The organism is Pseudooceanicola endophyticus (genome assembly GCF_018760365.1).
GTDB classification, from domain to species: domain Bacteria; phylum Pseudomonadota; class Alphaproteobacteria; order Rhodobacterales; family Rhodobacteraceae; genus Pseudooceanicola; species Pseudooceanicola endophyticus.
The window spans coordinates 133,754-150,984 of record NZ_JAHIAB010000003.1 but is presented as its reverse complement, the minus strand read 5'-3'; the positions used below and the strand labels follow the sequence as shown (position 1 = coordinate 150,984).

Annotated in this window: 16 protein-coding genes and 1 riboswitch; of the genes, 10 read left to right on the top strand and 6 right to left on the bottom strand. The window is 69.2% G+C overall.

What is annotated here, in order from left to right:
* Positions 1-170 precede the first annotated feature (170 nt).
* From KM176_RS07050 to KM176_RS07025, 6 genes are all read left to right on the top strand, one after another.
* Complete coding sequence (locus KM176_RS07050; protein ID WP_160892809.1) at positions 171-1,778, top strand: sensor domain-containing phosphodiesterase; 1,608 nt, start codon at positions 171-173, stop codon at positions 1,776-1,778.
* A 112-nt stretch (positions 1,779-1,890) separates the two neighbouring features.
* Entirely contained in the window at positions 1,891-2,811 is a 921-nt protein-coding gene (locus tag KM176_RS07045; RefSeq protein WP_202397751.1) for a LysR family transcriptional regulator, read from the top strand.
* Between the two features lie 106 nt (positions 2,812-2,917).
* The gene (locus KM176_RS07040) at positions 2,918-4,204 is read left to right on the top strand and encodes a flavin-containing monooxygenase (RefSeq protein ID WP_160892807.1); all 1,287 of its coding nucleotides are present in this window, start codon (positions 2,918-2,920) and stop codon (positions 4,202-4,204) included.
* 85 nt (positions 4,205-4,289) lie between these two features.
* Positions 4,290-4,583 (top strand): hypothetical protein, encoded by a 294-nt coding sequence (locus KM176_RS07035; protein WP_160892805.1) that lies wholly within the window; start codon positions 4,290-4,292, stop codon positions 4,581-4,583.
* On the top strand, positions 4,571-5,791 hold the full coding sequence (gene nhaC, locus KM176_RS07030; protein WP_160892803.1) for a Na+/H+ antiporter NhaC: 1,221 nt from the start codon (positions 4,571-4,573) through the stop codon (positions 5,789-5,791). The genes KM176_RS07035 and nhaC overlap by 13 nt, the downstream gene beginning before the upstream one ends.
* A gap of 56 nt (positions 5,792-5,847) precedes the next feature.
* Positions 5,848-6,546 (top strand): SDR family NAD(P)-dependent oxidoreductase, encoded by a 699-nt coding sequence (locus KM176_RS07025; protein WP_160892801.1) that lies wholly within the window; start codon positions 5,848-5,850, stop codon positions 6,544-6,546.
* 60 nt (positions 6,547-6,606) lie between these two features.
* On the opposite strand, the gene KM176_RS07020 is transcribed toward KM176_RS07025, so the two are convergent.
* The 3 genes from KM176_RS07020 to KM176_RS07010 all read right to left on the bottom strand — a co-directional run bounded on the left by KM176_RS07020 (position 6,607) and on the right by KM176_RS07010 (position 9,632).
* On the bottom strand, positions 6,607-8,145 hold the full coding sequence (locus KM176_RS07020) for a tripartite tricarboxylate transporter permease (protein ID WP_160892799.1): 1,539 nt from the start codon (positions 8,143-8,145) through the stop codon (positions 6,607-6,609).
* A 12-nt stretch (positions 8,146-8,157) separates the two neighbouring features.
* Positions 8,158-8,589 carry a tripartite tricarboxylate transporter TctB family protein gene (locus tag KM176_RS07015; RefSeq protein ID WP_160892797.1) on the bottom strand — a complete coding sequence of 144 codons (432 nt, stop codon included), beginning with the start codon at positions 8,587-8,589 and terminating at the stop codon, positions 8,158-8,160.
* Between the two features lie 65 nt (positions 8,590-8,654).
* Positions 8,655-9,632 (bottom strand): Bug family tripartite tricarboxylate transporter substrate binding protein, encoded by a 978-nt coding sequence (locus KM176_RS07010; protein ID WP_160892795.1) that lies wholly within the window; start codon positions 9,630-9,632, stop codon positions 8,655-8,657.
* Positions 9,633-9,803: 171 nt separating this feature from the next.
* On the opposite strand from KM176_RS07010, the gene KM176_RS07005 reads away from it, so the two are divergent.
* From KM176_RS07005 to murJ, 4 genes are all read left to right on the top strand, one after another.
* Entirely contained in the window at positions 9,804-10,475 is a 672-nt protein-coding gene (locus tag KM176_RS07005; protein ID WP_160892793.1) for a response regulator transcription factor, read from the top strand.
* The gene (locus tag KM176_RS07000; protein WP_160892791.1) at positions 10,468-11,898 is read left to right on the top strand and encodes a sensor histidine kinase; all 1,431 of its coding nucleotides are present in this window, start codon (positions 10,468-10,470) and stop codon (positions 11,896-11,898) included. Before KM176_RS07005 ends, KM176_RS07000 begins: the two co-directional genes overlap by 8 nt.
* The gene (locus KM176_RS06995) at positions 11,895-12,923 is read left to right on the top strand and encodes an ABC transporter substrate-binding protein (protein WP_160892789.1); all 1,029 of its coding nucleotides are present in this window, start codon (positions 11,895-11,897) and stop codon (positions 12,921-12,923) included. The genes KM176_RS07000 and KM176_RS06995 overlap by 4 nt, the downstream gene beginning before the upstream one ends.
* Positions 12,924-12,987: 64 nt before the next feature.
* Complete coding sequence (gene murJ, locus KM176_RS06990; RefSeq protein ID WP_160892787.1) at positions 12,988-14,550, top strand: murein biosynthesis integral membrane protein MurJ; 1,563 nt, start codon at positions 12,988-12,990, stop codon at positions 14,548-14,550.
* On the opposite strand, the gene KM176_RS06985 is transcribed toward murJ, so the two are convergent.
* From KM176_RS06985 to KM176_RS06975, 3 genes are all read right to left on the bottom strand, one after another.
* Positions 14,547-14,879 (bottom strand): hypothetical protein, encoded by a 333-nt coding sequence (locus KM176_RS06985; RefSeq protein WP_160892785.1) that lies wholly within the window; start codon positions 14,877-14,879, stop codon positions 14,547-14,549. The two genes, murJ and KM176_RS06985, sit on opposite strands and share 4 nt — an antisense overlap.
* A complete protein-coding gene (locus tag KM176_RS06980; RefSeq protein WP_160892783.1) occupies positions 14,876-15,805 on the bottom strand; it encodes a DnaJ C-terminal domain-containing protein in 930 nt (309 codons plus the stop codon). The genes KM176_RS06985 and KM176_RS06980 overlap by 4 nt, the downstream gene beginning before the upstream one ends.
* 103 nt (positions 15,806-15,908) lie before the next feature.
* Complete coding sequence (locus KM176_RS06975) at positions 15,909-16,973, bottom strand: HoxN/HupN/NixA family nickel/cobalt transporter (RefSeq protein WP_160892781.1); 1,065 nt, start codon at positions 16,971-16,973, stop codon at positions 15,909-15,911.
* A 64-nt stretch (positions 16,974-17,037) separates the two neighbouring features.
* A riboswitch (cobalamin riboswitch) is annotated at positions 17,038-17,229 on the bottom strand.
* Positions 17,230-17,231: the final 2 nt, after the last annotated feature.

Here is a 17,231-nt window from a genome sequence, read left to right as displayed (position 1 = left end):
GTCCCGCGCGCCCGCCTTCACGTTTTCGTAGGCCCCCGCCAATGCCCGTCCTGCGGGCAGCGCCCAGGGGCCGCAGCCGCCCGGCGTGCCGCAAAATGGGGCGGCAGCCCGCTTGCCGTAACGGGCGCGTCACCACGGCCCCTCCCCCTTGGCCCGGATCCCGCTATCATATGCAGGACATGTTCAAGACCCCCGGAGAGTTCATGCCGCAAACCCCGCCGCGCCCCGCGTCCCCATCCCGTGCCTGGCACGAGCGCCCGGCGTTGCTGCAGGCGCTGGCGCAGGGACAGCTGCATCCGGCCTTCCAGCCGGTGATGGACCTGCGCAGCGGTGCACTGGCGGGCTTTGAGGTCCTGGCCCGCTACGAGGCCCCCGACACCGGCCCCCTGTCCCCGGCCCAGATCATTCCCGCGCTGGAGCGCCACGGCCTGATGGATGCCCTGCTCGATACCTTCCTGCTGCGCGCCTGCACGGCGGCGGCCAGCTGGCCCGGGCAATTCACCCTGGCCTTCAACGTCGCCCCCGACCAGCTGCGGCAGGACGATTTCACCCAGCGCATCGCCACCCTGGTTGCCCCCACCGGCTTTCCGCTGCACCGGCTGGAGCTGGAAGTGACCGAGAACCTGATGGTCGCCGATGACGGCCAGGCGGAACGGACTCTGCATGCGCTGGCCGCGCTTGGCGTGCGGCTGGCGATCGACGATTTCGGCACCGGCTATTCCAGCCTGACACGACTGGAGGCCTTTCCCTTCCACAAGCTGAAGATCGACGCCGGCTTCATCCATGGCATGGCCGACGCCCCCAGCAAGCGGCGCATCGTCACCGCCGTCATCGGCCTGGGCCACAGCCTGGGGCTGAGCCTGGTGGCCGAGGGCATCGAGACCGAGGCCGAGCGCAGCCAGCTGCGCGCCCTGGGCTGCGATCTGGGCCAGGGATGGCTGTTCGCCCGCGCCCTGCGCCCGGTCGAGGCCGCCAGCTTCGCCATGCGCCATCAGGACACCCCCCCCCCCGCGCAGCCCATCGACAATTCGCCGTTCCAGCAGCTGCACCAGCTCAATACCCTGTACGAGCGCATTCCCGTCGGCCTGTGCTTCCTCGACCGGGAAGCGCGCCACGTGCGCACCAATGCCCGGTTCGCCGCCATGCACGGCCTGACCCAGGAAGAGCTGGAAGGCACCTCGGTGCGCGATCTGCACGACACGGCCCTGCGCGACACCGTGCTGGCGGTGCTACACCGGGCGCTGGTCAGCGACAATCCAATCGAGCAGCTTTACCGCACCAACGGGCGCGATTACCTGACCTTCTGCAGCCGGGTGCTGGCCGGGCCCGGCGATGTCATCGGGTTTTCCGTCGTTGCCATCGACGTCACCGAACGCCAGGCGACCCTGCGCACCCTGCGCACCATGGAGGAACACCTGCGCCATGCCTCCGAGCTGCACATGGACATCATCTGGGGCGCCCAGCCGGACGGAGAGATCGACTATATCGGCCCCACCACCACCGACCTGCCCGGAGAGACCATGCAGGCGCGGATCACCCGCTGGCTGCATAATGTCCACCCCGAGGATCATCCCCGCGTCCAGGCGGAATGGCGGGCCACGGTGCCGCTTGGCACGCCGTTCCAGTGCCTGTTCCGGCTGCGCGGACCCTTTGGTCAGTACCGGCTGATGCGCAGCCGAAGCAGCCCCTACCGGGCCGCCGACGGGACCATCCTGCGCTGGTACGGCGTCATCACCGAGGAGGTCGCGGAGCCCGGGCCGCCGGCACTGCCCGGCTGACGGGCAGCGCCCGACCGGCGGCCACGGCTGCCCCGGGGTTTCCCGGCGCGTCGCCTTGGCCCCGGCCCGCAAAGCGGCCAGTCTGCCCCGGCCCGCCCCCCGGAGACCCCCGATGATCACCCTCAAGCAGATGCGTTTTTTCCTGGCCGCCATGGAGCAGGGCACGCTGACCCGCGCTGCCGAGGCGATGGGCGTCAGCCAGTCGAACTTTTCCGAGCAGGTGATCCGGCTTGAAGAAGCCCTGGGCGCCACGCTTTTCATCCGCACCAACCGCGCGCTGGAACTGACCGAGGCGGGGCGCAACTTTGCCCCCCATGCCCGCGCCAGCCTGGAGGCGCTCCAGCAGGGCGAACGCGCGGTGCAGGATCTGCGCGGCCTGGCTGGCGGCATCGCAAGTTTCGGCACCTTCGGCAGCGCCCACCACTACTTTCTGCGCGCCCTGATCCGGGATTTCCGCCAGGCCTATCCCGGGATGCGGCTGCGGCTGGTGGGCAACAACTCGGCCGAGGTCGCCCATGACGTCAGCGAGGGGCGGCTGGAAGCCGGCCTTGTCATGCTGCCGGTGCAGGAACGCAACCTGATCGTCAGCGAGCCGGTCTGGTCCACCCCGGTGGGCTATCTCAGCGTCGTTCCGGCGCGGGCGCAGGCGCCGAAGACGATCCTCGATCTGGCGCGGGCGCCGCTGATCATGACCGAGGCCCGCTGGGGCCGGGGCGACCCGGTGCGCCGGATCCTGAACGAACGGGCCCGTGCCGCCGGCGTTGCCCTGCATCCGCTGGTCGAGGTGGAGCACCAGATCACCGGGCTGGAACTGGCCCGCGACGGCATCGGCGACGTGCTGGCGACCCGGCCCATCGTGCATCACCTGGGCTTTGGCGACAGCCTGCACTGGGTCCCGCTGGAGCCGCCGATCTTCGAGACCTTCGCCTTCATCCAGAACCGCGACGTGACGCTCTCACCCGCCACCCGCGCCCTGAAGGAGCTGCTGCGCCAGCATCTGGCCCGGATCCAGACCCGCTACCAGGACCTCTGAGCAGCCATCGGTTTTCCCGATGCAAGCCGCCTGTCCGGCTCTCTTCATCGCGGCCCGGTCAAATGTCACCCTGAGATGCATATTGGACCCTCAGGACGAAAAGAACATGACACAGGGACGTTACTGCATCATCGGCGCCGGGGCCGCCGGGATGGGCGCGCTGAAGACCCTCACCGATGAGGGCATCGCGGTCGACTGCTTCGAAAAGGATGCCGAGGTCGGCGGCCACTGGCACCACGATTACGAGGCGCTGCACCTGATCACCGCCCGCGACAGCTCCGGCTTCGAAGGGTTCCCGATGCCGAAAAGCCTGCCGACCTATCCCAGCCGGGAACAGATCCTCGACTACATGCTGGCCTATGCCGATGCCTTCGCCCTGCGCGAGAAGATCACCTTCAACACCGCGGTCGAGGAGATCACCCCGCAGGGCATGGCCGGCACCGAAGGCTGGAAGGTGCGCCTGTCGAACGGCGAAACCCGGGATTACGACGGGGTGATCGTCGCCAACGGCCACCTCTGGAAACCCCGCCTGCCCGCCATCGCCGCCGATTTCACCGGCAAGTCGCTGCATTCGCACGATTACACCAACGTCAATGACATCGAGGGCAAGGTGCTGGTGGTGGGCTTCGGCAACTCCGGCTGCGACCTGGCGGTCGATGCCGCCCAGGCCCGGCGCGATGTCACCATCGCCATGCGGCGCGGCCACCTGTTCCAGCCCAAGACGCTGTTCGGCAAACCCCGCTCCGAGATCCCCTGGCTGGCCACCCTGCCCCCCGAGCAGCAGAACATGATCCTGAACCTGCTGATCCTGGTGTCGAACGGGCCGGCCTCGGAATATCCCGGCCTGCCGGAGCCGGAAACCTTCAACCTCGACGATCAGGCGCCGATCGTGAACGACCTGCTGCTCTACTGGATCCAGCATGGCCGCATTGCCGTCGCCTCGGGGCTGGAACGCATCGAGGGCCGCACCGTCACCTTCAGCGATGGCCGCCAGGAGGATTTCGACACCATCCTCTGGGCCACCGGCTTTGACGTCTGCATGCCCTTCCTGGATCCCGCCCATCTGGAATGGGAGGCCGGCGTGCCGCTGCGCACCGCCGCGACAATCCTGCCGACCACCCGGGAAAACCTTTACTTCGTGGGGCTTTGCGGCCCGCGCGGACCGCAGTGGCCGCTTTACAACCAGCAGGCCCACGCGATTGCCCGGATGATCCGCCTGGCCCGCAGCGAGATCACCGACCTGGCGGCCCGCTTTGCCGCCACCAACACCCCCGAGACCCGCATCGATCTGGTCCGCCGCCACTGGCAGGCCGATTACGACCAGACGATGGCCCAGCTTGGCGTGCTGGCCGCCGCCCGTCCCGTCAGCGGGGACGCCGCCGCACGCGCCTGATCCCGACCCGGCCTAAGCCCCTTTGGCCGGGTCCCAACCAGAAGAAGGCGGACAAATCCGCCAGACCCAGCAACAGGGAAAACCGATGACCAGACCTCTCTCCTCCCCGGGCCAGCCAATGGCGCCGGACGGCCCCGCACGTGCCGAAATGCCCCTGCGCCCCGCCATGGCGATCATGGGCGCCGTGATCGCCTCCATGTTCATCAGCTTCGTGCTGCTGGGCGTCGCGCTGAACCTCGCGATGATGATCAGCCTTGCCGCGGCCATGGTCGGCGCGGCGCTGGCCGGCGTGCGCTTCGAAACCTCCGAACGCTGCCTGACCTCGGCGGTCGGGCAGATCATCCCGCTGGTGCTGATCCTGTTTCGGTGGGCGCGCTGATCGGCGCCTGGCTGCTGTCGGGCACGGTGCCCGCGATCATCTATGCCGGGCTCTCGACCATCTCGCCGAAGTATTTCCTGGTGACGGCGGTCCTGCTGTGCATGGCGACCTCTCTGGCCACCGGCACCTCCTGGGGCACCATGGGGACCATGGGCGTCGCGATGATGGGCGTCGGAGCCGGGCTTGACGTGTCGCCCGCGATCACCGCCGGCGCGGTGATTTCGGGGGCCTATTTCGGCGACAAGCTCTCGCCCCTGTCCGACAGCACCAACCTGGCCCCGGCGGTCTGCGGCAGCACCCTGATCGAGCACATGCAGCGTATGCTCTGGACCACGGTGCCCGCCATCCTCATCGCGCTTCTGGCCTTCTTCCTGATCGGCCTCTTCGGCGGCGGCCACGATGGCGCCAGCACCGACCAGGCCCAGGTCGAGGCGATCCGTCAGGGCCTGCTGGCGCAGTTCAACATCTCGGGCTGGGCGGTGCTGCCGATCATCGTGGTGGTGGCGCTGCTGGCGCTGCGCCTGCCCGCCTACCTCGCGATCTTCGCGGGCGGCCTGGCCGGGGCACTGCTGGCGATCCCGCTGCAGGGCGCCAGCCTGACCCAGGGCCTGAACGTCATGTACAGCGGCTTTTCGGTCGAGACCGGCATCGACAACCTGAACGGCCTGCTGAACCGTGGCGGCATGAGCCACATGTTCGAACTGGCGCTGCTGTTCGTGCTGGCGGTGTCGCTGGGCGGGGTGCTGGAAGGCACCGGCGTCGTCGGTGCCCTGGTCAAGCCGGTCCTGCCGCGCCTCAGCAGCCCGCGCCGGGTCACGCTCAGCGCCATTCCGATGGTGCTGGTGACGCTGGTGATCGGCGCCTCCTTCAGCTTTGCGGCGGTGGTGACGGCGACGATCATGCGCCCGCTCTACGACCAGTTCGACCTGGAGCCCAAGAACCTGTCGCGCACCATCGAGGACATCGGCACCGTCAACGACCCGACCTTCCCCTGGTCCAGCGGCGCGCTCTATGCCTCGGGCGTGCTGGGGGTCGCGACGCTGGATTACCTGCCATTCATGTTCTTCATGATGGCCTCGGTCGCGCTGTCGATCCTCTATGCGGCCACCGGCTTTACCATCACCACCCGCCGCGACCCGGTGGTCCGCCTGCCCGCCTTCCTGGGCGGCAGCCGGGCCCCGGCGCTGGCCCGCGCCCCGCGCGGCTGATCCCGCGGGGGCCGTTCAACCGGCCCCCGTTCCCTTCCGAAAGATCAAGAGACATCATGGACCTGCAAGACATCAAGACCGTCATCGTCACCGGATCGGGCTCTGGCATGGGCCAGGCCTGCGCCGAACGTTTCCTGGCCGAAGGCTGGAGCGTCATCGGCGTTGACGCCCGCCCGCAGGAGGCCGTGCCGGGCTTCCATCCGCTGACCTGCGACATCACCGACGAGGCCGCGCTTTCAGCCGCATTGGACGGGATCGAAGCCGCCGGGGCGGTTTCGGCGCTGGTCAATGCCGCCGGGATCTTCCCGACCTCCAACCTGGAGGATTTCACCCCCGAGCTCTACCGCCGGATCTTCGACGTCAACGTGCTGGGGTCGCACAACGTGGCGCGCCAGGCAAGGCAGCGCATGGCGCAGGGCGGCACGATGCTGATGTTCGCCTCCATCGACGCCTATGCGGTGTCGCGCAACCAGCTGCTTTACAGTGCCTCCAAGGCGGCGGTCCTGTCGCTGGTGCGCTCTCTCGCGGTCGAGCTTGCGCCGCTGGGCATCACGGTGAACGCCGTCGCGCCCGGCTGGGTCGAGACCGCCGGCACGCTGGCCGGGGGCCGCATCGCCGAAGCGGTGAAGCAGGTGCCGCTGGGACGCGCCGCCCAACCCGCCGAGATCGCCGACTGGGCGTGGAAATTCTGCGCCGCCCCGGGCTATGTCACCGGCGAAACGCTGTGCATCAGCGGCGGCATCGTCGTGCGCTAAGGCTCTGAAACGGCAGAAGGGGCGGTCAACCGCCCCTTCGCCTTTCGCTTTGTTGCGTGCTCAGTCGCTCAGCGAACCCTCGCTGTCGCGGCGCGCGTGCATCTTCTTCTTCACCCGCGCGCCGACGATCAGCGGCAGCACGAAGCCGATGATGGCGATGGCCCAGAGCGCGATGGACAGCGGGCTGTCGATCAGCGTCAGCCAGTTGCCGTTGTCGATGGTCACGGCGCGGCGCAGGTTGTTCTCCATCGCGTTGCCCAGCAGCGTGCCCAGGATGATCGGCACCAGCGGCACGTCGAACTTGCGCAGCAGCCAGCCCAGCACCCCGAAGCCCACCATCACCAGCAGGTCGAAGCTGGAGCCCGAGATGCCGTAGATGCCCACGAAGCTGACCATGGCGACGATCGGCATCAGGATGCGCGAGGGGATCATCAGCACCCGGGTGAACAGCCCCACCATCGGGATGTTCATCGCCAGCAGCATGAAGTTGGCAATGAAGAGCGCCGCGATCAGGCCCCAGACCACATCCGGGTTCTGGGTGAACAGCAGCGGCCCCGGCGTGATGTTGAGCGAGAGCAGCACCGCCAGCAGCACCGCAGTGGTGCCCGATCCCGGCACGCCGAGCGCCAGCATCGGCACCAGCGCGCCACCCGCGGCGGCGTTGTTGCCGGCCTCGGGGGCGGCGACGCCGCGCGGATCGCCGGTGCCGAAGGTGTTCTCCTTGTCGACCAGGCGCTTTTCCATCGAGTAGGAGATGAAGGAGCCCAGAGAGGCCCCCGCCCCCGGCAGCACCCCGGCGATGAAGCCCAGCACCGAGGTGCGCAGCATCGTCGGCATGCAGGATTTCAGCATCGAGATCGGCGGGGTCAGGCGGCCGATCTTCAGCTTGCCGCTGTCGCCCTCGGCGCCGCCATGGCGGTTTTCCAGGAAGATGAAGACCTCGGACAGGGCGAAAAGGCCGACGATGGCGACCAGGAAGTCGAGCCCGTCGTAAAGGTGCACCTCACCGAAGGTGAAGCGGGGCACGCCGGTCTGGGTATCGACGCCGATGGTGGCAAGCCCAAGGCCCAGGGCGGCCGCGAAGGCCGATTTCGCCTGATTGGTCGAGCTGACGCCGCCAAGGGTCATGAAGGCCAGCGCGAAGAGCGCGAAATATTCCGCCGGGCCGAACAGCAGCGCAATCTTCACCAGCTGCGGGGCCAGCAGAATCAGCCCCCAGGTGGCAATGAAGGCACCGATGAAGGAGGCCACGCCCGAAAGCGACAGCGCCTCTCCGGCCATGCCCTTCTTGGCCATCGGGTGACCGTCAAGCACGGTCATCATGGCGGGCTCGTCCCCGGGGATGCCCAGCAGGATGGAAGAGATCCGCCCGCCGTACATCGCCCCGTAATAGACCGAGGTCAGCAGGATCAACGAGGGCGTGGCCCCTAGGCCCAGGGTGAAGGCCAGCGGAATGAGGATGGCGACGCCGTTCGAGGGGCCAAGCCCCGGCAGCGCGCCCATGATGGTGCCCAGAAAGCAGCCCAGCAGCGCCAGACCGAGGTTCTGGAAGGTGATGGCCACGGCAAAGCCGTCGCCCAGCGAAGACAGAAGCTCCATGATGCCCCCCTTTCAGAAGCCGAACGGGCCGCGGGCCAGCGACAGCCCCAGGACCAGGTGGAAGATGACGTAGATCCCGACCGAGGTGCCGATGCCCACGGCCACGGCTTCCAGCGCCGACGCGCCCAGGCGCCAGCCCAGGTAGGCGGCGGCGAAGGCGGTCGCGATCAGGAAGCCCGCCACCGGCAGCAGTTCGGAATAGAGCAGCAGCACGACGACGGCGGCGGCCACCTCGGCCAGGCGCGACAGGCTGGGCCAGACAGGTTCGGGATCGGGGCGCAGCGCGATCACCGCGCTGGCGATGGCAAGGATGGTGGCGATGATCAGGGGGAAGGCCTTGGGGCCGACGGCATCCGAGAGGAAGCTTTCTTCGATCGCGAAAGCCGAGATGGCATATCCGATGGCAAGAAGCAGGCCGACGACACCGAAAATGCGATCGCTCATGGCGGATCTCCGGTCGTTGGGGCGGTCTGGAAAGGACGGGGGTGGTTCACCCCCTTCCGGAAGGATCACTTGATGATGCCGATCTCGCGCGAGATGGACTGGATCTGGCTGACCGAGCCCGCCACGAACTTCTGGAAGTCGGCGCCCTGAAGATCCAGCGGTGCCAGGCCGTTGGCCTCCATCACGGCCTTCCATTCGTCCGAGGCATAGAGCGTGCCGATGTCCTTGGCCCATTTGTCATAGGCGGCATCCGACATCTTGCCCGGGGCGTAGAAGCCGCGCCAGTTGGCGCCGATGGCATCGACACCCTGTTCGCGCGCGGTCGGGAAGCTGGCGAATTCGCCCTCAAGCCGCTCGGGCGCAAGGATCGCGATCACCTTGATGTCGCCGGATTCAACAAAGCCCTTGGCTTCGGAAATGTCTCCGGTGAAAGCCTGGACCGAGCCCGCCAGAAGCTGGGTCACCGCCTCGCCGCCGCCATCGAAGGCGATGTATTTCACCTTGCGCACATCCTCGATCCCGTAGGCATTGGCGGCGATCAGCACCTTCAGGTGATCCCAGCCCCCCACGGCCGAGCCCCCCGCGACCGAGACCGAGCCGGGGTTGGCCTTGATCTGGTCCAGCAGCTGGGGAAGCGTGTCGATCTTGCTGTCGGCAGCGACCGCGATCACGCCGTAATCGGCGCCCACGGAGCCAACCCAGCGCACCTGGTCCATGGTGTTGCCGGGATAGGCGCCCTGCGCCAGGCGGGTGGCCGTGGCCGAAGAGGCCGCGACGATCAGGTTGTCGTCGCTGGCACGCTTGTTGACCACCTCGGCATAGGCCACGCCGCCACCGCCGCCGGCCAGGTTGACCACCTGCATGGTGGCATCGATCAGGCCCAGATCCTGCAGCGACTTGCCCACCTGACGGCAGGTGAAGTCCCAGCCGCCGCCGGGGTTGGCGGGGGCGATGCACTCGGGCGTGTCCTGTGCCTGTGCGGCGACGGCGCCAAGCGAGAGCAGGGCAGCGGCCAGCAGGCCGCGGGTTGCGGTAAATTTCATGTCGTCCTCCTCAGGTCGGCCGACCCTCTCCTCAGGGGCGGCGGCAGTCCCGGCAGGCCCGGGCCGGGGGCCACTTTCCTGCGGGTTCCGAATGTGTAACCAATGGAGCTGTCACGAACCTGTCACCGCCCCGTGAAGCGGGCGGATCAGGTCAGCGGGGGAGAATTTGCGATGCGGATCCTGATGGTGGAGGATGCGGAGGACCTGGCCGAGGGGGTGATGGCCCACCTTGCCCGCAGCGGCATGGCCTGCGATCTGGCCCCCAGCATCGAGGATGCGCGCGATGCCCGCCGGGTGCAGCGCTACGATGCGGTGATCCTCGACATCAACCTGCCCGACGGCTCGGGCCTTGGGCTGCTGCGCGAGATGCGCGCGGGCGCGGACCGCACGCCGGTGCTGATGCTGACCGCGCTCGCCTCGGTCGAGGACCGGATCGAGGCGCTGGATCAGGGCGCCGACGATTACCTGGGCAAGCCCTTCGACCAGCGCGAGCTGGAGGCCCGGCTGCGCGCCCTGGTGCGCCGCGAGGCCGAGCGCAAGCAGGAGCAGATCGTGCTGGGCGCGCTGGCCTATGCGCCGGGGCCGCGCAGCGCCACCCTGTCGGGCCGCCCGCTGGAGCTGACCCGGCGCGAGGCCGCGCTGCTTGACGTTCTGATGCGCCACCAGGGGCAGTACCTGTCGAAGACCCGGCTTTACGACAGCCTCTACAGTTTCGACGATGCCGATGTCGGGGTGAATGCGATCGAGCTTTACATCGCGCGGCTGCGCAAGAAGGTTTCGGGCAGCGACGTGGGCATCCAGACCCTGCGCGGCGTGGGCTACCGGATCGGCCTGAATGACTGAGCCCCCCCATGGGCCCCACCCCGAGGCTCTGCCCGCGCCCAGCCTGGCGGCCCGGGTGCTGGGGGCGGTGCTGGTGATCCTGCTGCTGGGCGGGGTGCTGGTGGCGGGGTCGACCTGGTGGAACGGCCGGCTGGCCGCCCGCCAGTCCTATGACCGGCTGCTGCTGGGCGCCGCCCGCGACATCGCGGAATCGATCCGCATCCAGGACGGTGCGCCGCTGGTGGACCTGCCGGTCTCGGCCTTCGAACTGCTGGCCCAGGCGCCCGAGGATCGCGTCTACTATGCCGTCACCGGCCCCGGCGGGCGCTTCATCACCGGGCTGGATGCCACGCTGAAGATCCCCGCCCCGCCGCGCGGCGCCGCCGGCACCGCCTTCTTCGAAGCCCCCCTGAACGGCGAACCCGCGCGCTTTGTCCGCATCACCCGCCGCTTCGTCGAACGCAATTTCTCCGGCCCCGTGGAGGTCGTCGTCGGCCAGACCCAGCGCGCACGGCGGGCGATGACCGGCCAGCTGGTGCTGGATGCCATGCTGCCGATGCTGGCCGCCGGGATCGCCCTGCTGATGATGTCCTGGGTGGTGGTGCGCCGTGCCCTGCGCCCGCTGGAGGCGCTGACCGGCGATCTGGCGCGCCGCGATCCCTACGACCTGACGCCGATGCCCGCCGATGGCCTGCCAAGGGAGCTTCAGGTGATGCTGGGTGCGATGAACCGCTTCATGGGACGCCTCGATGCCCAGGTCTCGGCGATGCGGACGCTGATTTCCGACACCGCGCACCAGCTGCGCACCCCGGTCGCCGCGATCCGCGTGCAGGCCGAGATGGCGCTTTCGGATCCGGGCGAACAGGCCCGGGGCCGCGCGCTGGAGCGGCTTCTGGCGCGCACCCGTTCGCTGGGCACGCTGCTGGATCAGCTGCTGTCGCGCGCGCTGGTGATCCACCGCACCGACAGCGCCCAGCGCACCGCCGTCGACCTGCGCGAAACCGCGCTCGAGATCATGGAGCGCGAGGATCACCTGCTGCTGGCCCCCGGCAGCGAGTTGCGGCTGGAGATCGGCGAGGACCCGGTGATCGTGCGCGCCGATGCCTTTTCCCTGGGCGAGGCGGCGCGCAACCTGCTCAGCAATGCGCTGAGGCACGGGCAGGCGCCGGTGCGGCTGGGGGCCGAGCGGCGCGGCGACAAGGCGCTGCTCTGGGTGCAGGACAGCGGCCCCGGGCCCGATCCGGCGGTCGTGGCGCGCTGGGGGCAACGCTTCAACCGCAGCGCCGGATCGTCCGAGGACAGCGCCGGGATCGGCCTGTCGATCGTTTCGGCGGTGGCGCGGGCCTTCGGAGGCCGGGTGGAGACCCGCGCCGATGCCGATGGCTTCCGCGTCGCGCTGGTGCTGCCCGCCGTAGATCCCCCCGAGAAGGAGCCCCCCGCATGATCCGCGCCCTGCTGGCCCTGCTGATGCTGGCCGCGCCTGCCTGCGCGCAGGAGGCCACCGCGACCTTCGGAACCGGCCCGACGCCCTTCCTGCTGCGCTCGACCACCGACATCACCGTGATCCGCCCCGTGCTGACGCGCTTTGCCGCCCTGCACCCCGAGATGACGCTGACCTACGAACAATGGGGATCGAATGCGCTCTTCGCCCGCGCCCGCGCCGATTGCCGGAACGGCGCCGATCCCGCCGATGCGCTGTTCTCTTCCGCGGTGCAGCAGATGGTCTGGCTGGTCAATGCCGCCTGCGCCGCGCCGCACCGCTCGGCCGCCACCCTTGCCCTGCCCGAAACCCGGCGCTGGCGGGACGAGCTGTGGGGCGTGACCAGCGAACCCGCCGTCATCGCCTACAACAAGCGCCTGCTTCCCGCCGAGGCGGTGCCGCGCAGCCGTTTCGCCCTGCTCGACGCCTTGCGCGAAACCCCCGAACTCTATCGCGGGCGCATCGCCACCTACGACATCGGCGCCTCGGGGCTGGGGTATCTGTTCGCCTATAGCGACAGTCTGGAGGCCTCGACCTTCGGCGCGCTGATGGAGGGCTTTGCCCGTGTCGATGCGGTGGCCACCTGCTGCTCGGCCGAGATCATCGCCGGCGTTGCCGAGGGGCGCTACCTGCTGGCCTACAATGTGCTTGGCTCCTACGCGATCAATGCTGCCGGGCGCGACGTCGGGATGATCCTGCCCGAGGATTACACCCTGGTGCTTTCGCGCGGCTACATGATCCCGAAGGGCTCTGACCAGAGGGCGCTGGCGGGGCGGCTGCTGGACTTCCTGCTGACCCCCAAGGCCCAGGCGATGCTGACGCGCGCCGGCCTCGTCTCGGGGCTGGAAGAGGCCGAGACGGCCCTGCCCCAAAGCGCCCGCCGCCCGATCCCGCTGTCCCCGGCGCTGGTGGTGGCGCTGGATGCCAACCGCCGGGCGCTGCTGCTGGATTTCTGGTCCGACACCTTCCACCTTGGCACCGTGCCCTAGGGCGCATCGGCTGTCCGCCGCCGGTCCCGCCGCTGGCCGCTTTCGCGCGCGCGGGCGCCATGGCATGGAAGCCGGGGCCCAGCCGCCCGCACAGCCGAGGGCCGAAATCTTGCTTCCCCGTTCCCGCCTCCTCCGGGGCATCCTGTCGGTCGGCAGCCTGACGCTGGCCAGCCGCGTCGTGGGCCTGGCGCGCGACGTGCTGATCGCGGCCTATCTGGGCGCGGGCCCGGTGGCCCAGGCCTATCTGGTGGCCTTCACCCTGCCCAACATGTTCCGCCGCTTCTTCGCCGAGGGCGCCTTCAACACCGCCTTCGTGCCGATGTTCGCCCGCCGCCTGGAAGCGGGCGATGCCCCCCGCGCCTTCGCGGAAGAGGCGTTCTCGGGGCTGTTCAGCATGCTTCTGGTACTCTCGGTCGCGGCGCATCTGGCGATGCCCTGGCTGGTCATGGCCCAGGCCGGAGGCTTTCTGGGCGATGACCGCTTCGGCCTTGCGGTGGCTTACGGGCGGATCTGCTTTCCCTACATCCTTTTCATTTCGCTGACGGCGCTGCTGTCGGGGGTGCTGAACGCGGGCGGGCGGTTCTGGGCGGCGGCGGCGGCGCCCGTCCTGATGAATCTGGTGCTGATCGGCGCCATGGTGCTGGCCCGGGCCTGCGGCTGGGACATGGGGCTGGCGATGGCCTGGTCGACGCCCGTCGCCGGGCTGGCCCAGCTGGCGCTGGTCTGGAACGCGGCGCGGCGCATGGGCTTTGGGCTGCGTCTGCGCCGTCCGAGGCTCAGCCCCGAGATGCGGCGCCTGATCGCGGTGGCGGCCCCGGCGGTGCTGGCGGGCGGCGTGGTGCAGGTGAACCTGCTGGTCGGGCGGCAGGTCGGGTCCTTCTTCGATCACGGCATCGTCTGGCTGACCAATGCCGACCGGCTGTACCAGCTGCCCCTCGGGGTCGTGGGGATCGCCATCGGCATCGTGCTGCTGCCCGAGCTGACGCGCCGCCTGAAGGCCGGAGACACCGGCGCCGGGCGCCATGCCTTCAACCGCGCGACCGAGCTGGCGCTGCTGCTGACGCTGCCGGCGGGGCTGGGGCTGATGATCGCCGCCGATCCCATCGTTTCGGTGCTGTTCCGGCGCGGCGCCTTCCTGCCATCCGATGTCGGCCCGACCGCATTGGCGCTGGCGATCTACGGCGCCGGCCTGCCGGCCTTCGTGCTTCAGAAGGTGCTGCAACCGCTCTATTTCGCGCGCGAAGACACCCGCAGCCCGCTGCGCCAGGCACTGTGGGCGATGGCGGTGAACGCAGGGTTGGCCCTGGGGCTGGCGCCACTGCTGGGCTTTGCCGCCGCCGCCCTCGGCACCACCGTCGCGGGCTGGGTGATGGCGCTTCAGCTCTGGCAGGGCAGCCGCCGCTTCGGAGAGGCCGCCCGCCCCGACGCAAGGCTGAAGCGCGCCCTGCCGCGCCTGCTGCTGGCCAGTGCGCTGATGGGCGCCGTGGTCTGGGCCACCCGCCAGGCGCTTGCCCCCTGGCTATATGCCGAGGGATGGCGCTACCCGGCGCTGCTGGCGCTGGTGCTTTCGGGGATGGTCAGCTTCGCGCTGGCCGCCTGGGCCTGCGGCCTGCTGCGCCGCGGCTAGCCCAGCCGGCCCAGCACCCTCAGCCGCACCTCCTCGGGCTCTTCGCCAAGCGCGCGCATCAGCGCCTTCAGGTCGCCGCGCGCGCCATGCAGCTGATCGACCAGCCGCATCACCATGTCGAGCGCCTCGTCCCCCAGATCGAAATCGCAGCACAGGTCGCAGAGCAGTTCCATCCGCGCCAGATCGACGCCCCGGTAGACCGAGCCCGCCTCGCTGTCGGCAGGCAGGATCACCCGGGTGCGCACGAAGCGCGCCAGCAGCGCGTGGTCCAGACGGCCCACCGCCGCGATCGCCTCTTCTTCAGAGTAGAAACCCGTCTCTGCGCTCATGACTGACCTCCCTTGCGCGGATCATAGGCATGGTCCCGGCGCCACTCTTCCATGAAGCGCTTCAGGTCCTCGTCGATCTGTTTCGGCATGGCGATGCGCAGCTCGATGCGCTGATCGCCCGCCGGGCGACCCGCCGCCGCGATGCCGCGCCCGCGCAGCCGCAGCACCTGCCCCGAGGTCGCCCCCGCCGGCACGCTGACCTTCACCGGGCCGGCGATGGTCTGCACCTCGACCTTGGCGCCCAGCACCGCCTCGTCCAGCGCCACCGGCAGGGTCATGACGATATCGTCGCCCTCGCGGCGGAACAGCGGATGCGGGGTGATCGAGAGGGTCACATAGGCATCCCCCGGTTCGGCGCCGCCGAAGCCCGGGCTGCCCTTGCCGCGCAGCCGCAGCACCTGCCCTTCGGAAATGCCCTTGGGGATCTTCACCTCCAGGTCATTGCCCCCCGGCAGGGTGATCCGCATGGAGCCGCCATTGGCGGCCTCCAGAAAGGGCACCTCCAGCGCGTAATGGGCATCCGCCCCGCGCGCCCGCATCCCCTGGCCGCCGAAGCCGCCGGTCCGCCCGCCCCCGCGCCGCAGGAATTCCGAGAAGAAGTCGTTGTCGTCCCCGAACCCCTCGTAGCGCGGGCCCTGGCGGTAGGGGTTGCCGGGCTGTTCGGCATAGTCGCGGTAGAAGGGCCGCTCGCGCGGCTTTTCCTGGCCGCTGGCGTCGATCTCTCCGGCATCGAAACGCTTGCGCGTCTCGGGGTCCTTCAGCAGATCGTAGGCCGCCCCGGCAGCCTTGAAGCGCGCCTCTGCCGCCGCATCGCCGGGATGCAGATCGGGATGGCTGTCCTTCGCGATCTTCCGGTAGGCTTTCTTGATTTCCTCGGCGCTGGCCGTCCGGCCCAGCCCGAGCACGTCATAGGGGTCTTCGCTCATCGCCCGTCCGCCTTGAGTCCTTGCGGAGCGAGTAGACGCCCATCGGGCGCGGGCTGCAACCGCTCAGGCCGTCGTGCCACGCGCCCCAGGCTCAGCCGCGCACTCAGCCCCGGTCCGCCGGCAGGCGCACCGGGTCCAGCCGGTCGTATCCGCGCATCCGGTAGATCGCGTAGGACAGCACCCAGGCCAGCAGGAAGATCCCGATGATCAAGAAGCCAAGATTGTCGAAATTGTCGTTCAGCGCCCCGACAAGGCGCCAGGGCGCGCCGGTCAGGTCCAGCTCCTGGCCCAGCAGGCCCAGTGCCTCGATGCCGCCGATCAGCACCGCCACCACCACCGCGACCAGGGTGATGCAGAGGTTGTAGTAGATCTTGCGCACCGGTTTCAGGAAGGCCCATTCATAGGCCCCCAGCATCAGGATGCCGTCCGTGGTATCCACAAGCGACATGCCGGCGGCGAACAGCACCGGCAGCACGATCATCGAGGACATCGACACCCCCTGCGCCGCCTGGTGGGCGGACATGCCCAGCAGGCTGACCTCGGTCGCGGTGTCGAATCCCAGCCCGAACAGGAAGCCCAGCGGCAGCATGTAGACGGGCCGAGACACCAGGCGGAACATCGGCCGGACCAGCCGCGCCAGCAGGCCGCGGTTGCCCAGCAGCAGGTCCAGATCCTCCTCGGCATAGGGCAGGCCGCGGCGCAGGTCGCGGAAGGCGCGCCAGACGCCGCGCAGGATGACGATGTTCATCCCCGCGATCAGGAACAGGAACAGCGCCGAGATGCAGGTCGAGAAGGCGCTGCCGATGGCCTGCCAGCCCGCCGCCTGCCCCTGCAGCACGATGGCCGCCCGCCCCACCAGAACCGAGACCAGCAGCACCACCGTCGAATGGCCCAGGGCAAAGAACAGCCCCACCGTCACCGGGCGGCGCCCCTCCTGCATCAGCTTGCGGGTCACGTTGTCGATGGCGGCGATGTGATCGGCATCGACCGCGTGGCGCAGGCCGAAGCCCCAGGCCACCGCCGCCGCGCTCAGCAGCAGCGGCTGGCCGTCCAGCGCCACGAAGGCCCAGATCCAGGCGCCGAGGTTGAACAGGATGAGAAAGACGTAGATCGCGCTGACGCGGCGGCGCAGACCCCTGGCGCCGGAGGAAGAAACGAGGCTGGACATGTGCCCTCTCTGCTGGTCGTCTCCGCAAGGCCAGACCCCGGAACACCCCGTCCGGCGCGGCTGCGCAGACCATGGCGTGATGGCGGTATCCTGACTTGCGGATCAGCGCCCGGCGCCGGCCTTCCCAGTTGCCCAGTGGCCATGGTGACGCGGACTTTCCGCCTACAGTTGCGGGGGCAGTCACGGCATTGGGTCGCGAAACCCGCACCGCATTCCCATTGTTCCCGGACCGGGAACCATCACGCTCCGGCCATAGCC